Origin of the sequence: Elioraea sp. (genome assembly GCF_051860475.1) — a bacterium.
Lineage (GTDB): Bacteria > Pseudomonadota > Alphaproteobacteria > Acetobacterales > Acetobacteraceae > Elioraea.
The window spans coordinates 1-6,443 of record NZ_JBHYDW010000196.1 but is presented as its reverse complement, the minus strand read 5'-3'; the positions used below and the strand labels follow the sequence as shown (position 1 = coordinate 6,443).

At 67.3% G+C, this 6,443-nt stretch carries 6 protein-coding genes and 1 pseudogene; 5 read left to right on the top strand and 2 right to left on the bottom strand.

The window, feature by feature from the left end; genetic code table 11:
- On the top strand, positions 1 to 182 hold a 182-nt coding region (locus ACTIFU_RS21825; protein WP_439580432.1), incomplete at its 5' end, for a TOBE domain-containing protein.
- A 92-nt stretch (positions 183 to 274) separates the two neighbouring features.
- Here ACTIFU_RS21825 and ACTIFU_RS21820 read toward each other — a convergent pair.
- The gene (locus ACTIFU_RS21820) at positions 275 to 1,405 is read right to left on the bottom strand and encodes a DUF2726 domain-containing protein (protein ID WP_439580431.1); all 1,131 of its coding nucleotides are present in this window, start codon (positions 1,403 to 1,405) and stop codon (positions 275 to 277) included.
- A 198-nt stretch (positions 1,406 to 1,603) separates the two neighbouring features.
- On the opposite strand from ACTIFU_RS21820, the gene rpmI reads away from it, so the two are divergent.
- The 4 genes from rpmI to pheT all read left to right on the top strand — a co-directional run bounded on the left by rpmI (position 1,604) and on the right by pheT (position 5,767).
- On the top strand, positions 1,604 to 1,804 hold the full coding sequence (rpmI, locus tag ACTIFU_RS21815) for a 50S ribosomal protein L35 (RefSeq protein ID WP_439580430.1): 201 nt from the start codon (positions 1,604 to 1,606) through the stop codon (positions 1,802 to 1,804).
- Positions 1,805 to 1,824: 20 nt separating this feature from the next.
- Positions 1,825 to 2,187, top strand: a complete 363-nt coding sequence (rplT, locus tag ACTIFU_RS21810) for a 50S ribosomal protein L20 (protein WP_439580429.1) — start codon at positions 1,825 to 1,827, stop codon at positions 2,185 to 2,187.
- 81 nt (positions 2,188 to 2,268) lie between these two features.
- Entirely contained in the window at positions 2,269 to 3,342 is a 1,074-nt protein-coding gene (gene pheS, locus ACTIFU_RS21805; RefSeq protein WP_439580428.1) for a phenylalanine--tRNA ligase subunit alpha, read from the top strand.
- Position 3,343: 1 nt separating this feature from the next.
- Positions 3,344 to 5,767, top strand: coding sequence for a phenylalanine--tRNA ligase subunit beta (gene pheT / locus ACTIFU_RS21800; protein ID WP_439580427.1), 2,424 nt, complete (start codon positions 3,344 to 3,346; stop codon positions 5,765 to 5,767).
- A gap of 105 nt (positions 5,768 to 5,872) precedes the next feature.
- Here pheT and ACTIFU_RS21795 read toward each other — a convergent pair.
- Positions 5,873 to 6,235 (bottom strand): annotated as a pseudogene (locus ACTIFU_RS21795) (transposase); the annotation flags it as partial.
- Between the last annotated feature and the right edge of the window lie 208 nt (positions 6,236 to 6,443).

Genomic DNA, 6,443 nt, shown 5'->3' with positions numbered 1-6,443 from the left:
CGGACGCCGGCGGGGTGCCGGGGCGCGTGGCGCGCGCGGCGTTCCTGGGCCAGACGCGCGAGTACGAGGTGGAGACGGCGGCGGGGATGCTGTTCGTGATCGCGCCCGCCTCGGCGCCGGCGTTCGCGGAGGGCGCGGCGGTGGGGTGCCGGTTGGAGCGGGTGATTCCGCTTAGGGGGTGAGGGGTGGAGTAGCCTTCCGTGCCCCGCGTCAGGGAGTGCCTCGTTCTAAAGTTGAGCGCCGCGGCCGGCTGAGATCTCCCGCATGTCAGCTGCTATCCGAATTTCCAACCAGCTGAGAAGTCCCATGAAAGACCAGGCGGCCCCCATCCCATGAAAAAATTTGGAGTAGCGTTGTATTTATTACCAAACACTTTTAAAACTGACATAAAATGATTATAACCCATCCCTTGAATTTTTCCAGACTGGAAAAGAATCATTTTTTCACTTAGCTCACAGATTGATAGCTCGTGAAGTAAGTCTACAATGGGAAAATCAAAGTTCTGATTTCTGACAGATACCTTAGCCAGAATCCCAACTTCACCATTCCACATGTACGATAACCCGCGCAGGTTGCCCAAAGCGTCCGATCCACTAATTATAGCATACCCTCTTCTTTTATTTACATTCCCACTCCGAGCGAAGCTGTTTAACGCCTGGATAGCCGAGAAGGAGAGCCAGTAAGGCCATCTCTTCCCGCGCCCATCATCAGAGACTGATGCTGGATCAAAGGGCTCATCCCACGCTATATAGCCTTTCTCCTGGGCATTATAGAACGCCTTCTCTAGTTCTGTAACTTCAATAATCCATCGCAATACACTGATACCACGATATTGTCTTGTGATATAATTTGTATTTATACGAAGCAGCCCCAGCCCCGCTTCCTTACAAAGTGCATCCTTTATCTGGTCACGCTCCTGTTGGCGGGATTCAGCGTGACTTGGGCCGTCGTATTCCACGATAAATAGGGGCTTCGTATTTTTGTCTGTTACCACGAAATCTACATGGGATCTAGTATAAAAATTAAACACATCGCTTGGCAAAAATCCATCTTTTTTTAGTACATCAGATAGCCTAGGTTTGGCAAATAGCCGTAGGTTGTTATCCTTCGCGATCGCGTCCAACTCGCGGAACGCGACTTCTTCGGCCTTATTCAGCAATGAGTCGGTGACACGCATACCGTCAACCAACACCAAAGCATCGTACCTTGGCTCGTGCCTCAAGCTGCGATCGGCCTCGCGCGCAGGCTGGGCCGCGCCATGAAGCTGCGCCGGCAACCTCGGATGCAACGGTTTTGGCAGCAGCCAAAGCGGTACGCTTCTCAAGGCAAAGGGGTTGCGTTCAATGTACTGTAGCCCATCGCATGTCCAGCCGACGGCGACAACAGACGGCGCAAGGAATGGCACGCCGCGCCTCTGGCCCCACGAGCAACCGAGCGCGTCGGGACGTATGCGCAGGTGAACGTACGACGCGTTCGTGGCGGCACTTGCCCCCCCGCCCCCGCGGCCCTATAAGCCGCGGCTCTGCGCGCGCCGGGCCCCTGGGGCATGCCCGGCCGCCTTCGGTCGCGCCCGCGCGACCCCCTCGGACGAAAGGATGGTCAAATGCCCAAGCTCAAGACGAAAGCCAGCGTCAAGAAGCGCTTCAAGATCACCGCCTCAGGCAAGGTGCTCGCCGGCCCGGGCTTCAAGCGCCACCAGCTCACCGCCAAGGCGCAGAAGATGAAGCGCCAGGGCCGCGGCAGCCAGGTCCTGACGGACCAGGACGCGCGCACGGTGAAGCAGTGGGCGCCCTACGGGCTCTGATCGCGGAAGGACGCTGAACAATGGCACGCGTGAAGCGGGGCGTGACGGCCCATGCCCGTCACAAGAAGGTTCTCGAGCGGGCGAAGGGCTTCCGTGGCCGCGCCGGCACCACCATCCGGATGGCGAAGCAGAAGGTCGACAAGAGCCTTCAGTACGCCTACCGCGACCGCAAGGTGAGGAAGCGCGAGTTCAGGGCACTCTGGATCCAGCGCATCAACGCCGCGGTGCGCGAGAAGGGGCTGACCTACAGCCAGTTCATCGCCGGGCTGAAGGCGGCCGGGCTGGAGCTCGACCGCAAGGTGCTGGCCGAACTCGCCTTCAACGAGCCGGCGGCGTTCGCCGCCGTCGTGGACCAGGCCGCCGCGGCCCGCGCATCCGCCTGATCCGGCCTCCGCGCCGGTTCCTCCTCGGGTGACGTAAGGGGCTGCCGGCCTGCCGGCGGCCCTTTTCGCATGGGACCTCCGATGATCGACGATCTCGCCGCACTCCGTGACGAAACCCTCGCCAAGGTCGAGGCGGCCGGCGACCTCGCCGCGCTCGATGCCGTGCGGGTCGCGGCGCTGGGCAAGAACGGCGCGGTGACGGCGCTGATGAAGGGCCTCGGCGCGGTGGCCCCCGAGCAGCGGAAGGAGCGCGGTGCCGCGCTCAACGCGCTGAAGGACGCGATCGCCGCCGCACTCGACGCCCGCCGCGCGGTGCTGGACGACGCGGCCCTCGACGCACGGCTCGCGGCCGAGCGGCTCGACATCACCCTGCCGCCCCGCCCCTCGCCCGAGGGGCTGGTCCACCCGATCAGCCGCACCATCGAGGAGATCGTCGCGATCTTCGGCGCGATGGGCTTCACGGTCGCCGAGGGGCCGGACATCGAGGATGACTGGCTGAATTTCGGCGCGCTCAACATCCCCGCGCACCACCCGGCGCGGCAGGACCACGACACGTTCTACATGCCCGGCCGCACGCCGGAGGGGCGCGAGAAGGTGCTGCGCACGCACACCAGCCCGGTGCAGATCCGCGCAATGCTGGCCACACCCCCGCCGATCCGCGTGATCGCGCCCGGCCGCACCTACCGCGCCGACCATGACGCGACGCACTCGCCGATGTTCCACCAGGTCGAGGGGCTGGCGATCGGGCGCGACATCACGCTCGCGCATCTGAAGGGCTGCATCGTCGACTTCCTGCGCGCCTTCTTCGGCATCCCCGACCTGCCGGTGCGGTTCCGTTCGTCGTACTTCCCGTTCACCGAGCCCTCGATGGAGGTGGATATCGGCTGGAACCGCCGCACCGGCGAACTCGGCCGCGGCGGGGACTGGCTGGAGATCCTGGGCAGCGGAATGGTGCACCCGAAGGTGCTGGAGGCGGGCGGGGTCGATCACACCGAGTGGCAGGGCTTCGCCTTCGGCATGGGAATCGAGCGCGTGGCGATGCTGAAGCACGGCATCACCGATCTGCGCCCGTTCTACGAGAGCGACATCCGCTGGCTGCGCGCGACCGGGTTCCGCCCCGAGGATGTGGCGAGCCTCGCGACGGGGCTCAACTGACATGAAGGTCGCACTGTCCTGGCTGAAGACGCATCTCGACACCGAAGCGTCGGTCGAGCGCGTGCTCGACACGCTGAACGCGATCGGGCTGGAGGTGGAGGGGGTCGAGGATCGCGGCGCGGCGCTGGCCGGGTTCCGCATCGCCCATGTGGTGGAGGCGGGTCCGCACCCGAACGCGGATCGGCTGCGCGTCTGCAAGGTCGATGGCGGCGACGGGAAGCTGCTCAACATCGTCTGCGGCGCGCCGAATGCGCGCACGGGGATGAAGGGCGTGCTCGCGCTTCCCGGCGCGTTCATTCCGGGCACGGGGATCACGCTGAAGGTCGGGCAGATCCGCGGCGAGCCGTCCGAGGGGATGCTGCTGTCGGCACGCGAGATGAAGCTCGGCGAGGATCATGACGGCATCGTCGAGCTGCCGGAGGATGCGCCACTCGGCGCCGAGTATGCGCGCTGGGCGGGGCTTGCCGATCCGGTGATCGAGATCGCGGTGACGCCGAACCGCGGCGATGCGCTGTCCGTGCGCGGGATCGCGCGCGACCTCGCCGCGGCCGGGATCGGCACGCTGAGGCCCTGGTCCGCGCCCGAAGTGCCGGCGGCCTACCGAAGCCCGGTCGCCTGGGCCACCGAGACCCTCGGCTGCCCCTGGGTGCTCGGGCGGCACTTCCGCGGCGTGCGCAACGCGCCGTCGCCGGAATGGCTGAAGCGGCGGCTGGAGAGCATCGGGCTTCGGCCGATCAGCCGGCTGGTGGACATCACCAACTTCTTCACCTTCGACCTCGGCCGGCCGCTCCATGTGTTCGACGCGACCAAGCTCAAGGGCGGCGTGCTGACGATGCGGCAAGGCCGCGGCGAGACCTTCCCCGGGCTGCACGGCAAGGAGGTCACCGCGACGGACGCCGACACTGTGATCGCCGACGCCTCGGGCGCGCTGGCACTCGCCGGCGTGGTCGGCGGCGAGTCCACCGGCTGCACCGGGGAGACGACCGAGGTGTTCCTCGAGGTCGCGCTGTTCGATCCCGTTTCGATCGCGAACACCGGCCAGCGCCTCGGCATCCAGACCGACGCGCGCTACCGCTTCGAGCGCGGCATCGACGCGGGCATCATGCGCGCGGCGACCGAGGCGGCGACGCGGATGATCCTCGATCTCTGCGGCGGCGAGGCGTCCGAGGTGGTGGAGGCGGGGGCGGAGCCCGACATGCGCCGCACCGCGACGCTGCGCTACGCGCGGCTCGCCGAGTTCGGCGGCCTGCCCGTGCCGGCCGAGGAGGCCACACAGATCCTCGAACGGCTCGGCTTCATGCCGACGGCACGCGACACCGACCGCATCACCGTCGCGGTGCCGTCCTGGCGCAACGACTGCGCCGGCGAGCCCGACGGGCAAGCCGAGTACGACCTGATCGAGGAGGTGCTGCGCATCGTCGGGCTGGAGACGGTGCCGGCAGCGCCGATGCCGCCGCTCGCCGACGAGAGCGGCCGCGCGCGCGTGGTGCAGGGCGTGTCGGTCACGCCCGGCATGGGCCGCGCGATCACCGCGCGCCGCGTGCTCGCCGGGCGCGGCATGACCGAGTGCGTCACCTTCAGCTTCATGGACAGCCGCGTCGCCGTGCTGTTCGGCGGCGGCGATGCGCCGCGCATGCTGGCCAACCCGATCGCCTCCGATCTCGACGCGATGCGACCCTCCATCATCGGCACGCTCGCACTCGCGGCCGCACGCAACGCCGCGCGCGGCTATCCGGACTTAGCACTGTTCGAGACCGGCCCCGCGTTCCAGGGCGGTGAGCCCGGCGAGCAAACGCTCTGCGCCGCCGGCCTGCGCGCGGGCGCCTCGCCACGTCACTGGGCGGCGCCGTCGCGCACGGTCGACGCGCTGGACGCCAAGGGCGACGCGCTCGCGGTGCTGGCGGCCTTCGGGGTCAATCTCGACGGCGTGCAGGCGGTACCCGAGCCGCCGTCCTGGCTGCATCCGGGCCGCGGCGGCGTGCTGCGCGCGGGGCCGAAAGTGACGCTCGGCGTGTTCGGCGAGCTCCATCCGCGCGTGCTCAAGGCGCTCGACCTCGAAGGCCCGGTGGCGGTGTTCGAGCTCGATCTCGCCGCGGTGCCGGAGCCGCGGCGGAAGAAGCGCGGCAACCCGCAACTGCCGGCGTTCCAGCCGCTCGTCCGCGACTTCGCCTTCGTGGTCGACGAGTCCGTCGCGGCCGAGGCGCTGATGCGCGCCGCCCGCGCCGCCGACCGCGCGCTGATCGAGCGTGTCGACCTGTTCGACGTCTATCGCGGCAAGGGGATCGAGGAGGGCAAGAAGAGCCTGGCGATCGCGGTGACGCTGCAGCCGCGCGAGCGGACCCTGACGGATGCCGAGATCGAGGCGGTGGCACAGAAGATTGTCGCCGCGGTGGCGAAGGCGACGGGGGCGGTGCTGCGCGGGTAACACACGCTTTGCCCTCACCCTGACCCTCTCCCACTGTCGTGGGAGAGGGAACGCAATGCCACCGCCGGGTCCCCTCTCCCGCAGCGTGGGAGAGCGACTGTGTAGTCACGCGGTTTGTGTCCTTCTGGCGGATTTGAGGATGGCGTTGAGGAGTGTGAGGAGTTTGCGCATGCAGGCGGTGATGGCGAGCTTGGCGGGCTTGCCTGCGGCGGTGAGGCGTTGGTGGAAGGCGCGGATGGCGGGGTTGCAGCGGATCGCGGCGACGGTGGCCATGTAGAGGGTTGCGCGGACCTCGGCGCGTCCGCCCTGGATGGTGCGGCGGCCGCGCATGGTGCCGCTGTCGCGGTTGATGGGGGCGAGGCCGGCGAGGGCTGCGATCTTGCGGCGCGAGAGCCGGCCGAGTTCGGGCAGCTTGGCAAGCAGGGTGGCGCAGCTGACTGGTCCGATGCCAGGAACCCGGGCGAGCAGGTCGTGCTCGACGCGCCAGAGCGGGCTCTGGCGCAGCGCGCCGGAGATGTCGTGGTCGAGCGCCTGGATGGCCTGGCTCAGCCAGGCGAGATGAGCATCCAGGCCGGGTCGCAGCGCCGGCGCGATCTGCGGGGACTGTCAGGAATTTCGTGTGGGACCGCGGTGATCATGGGTTGAGGCGGTCGTGGAAGAGGATGGCGAACTGCGC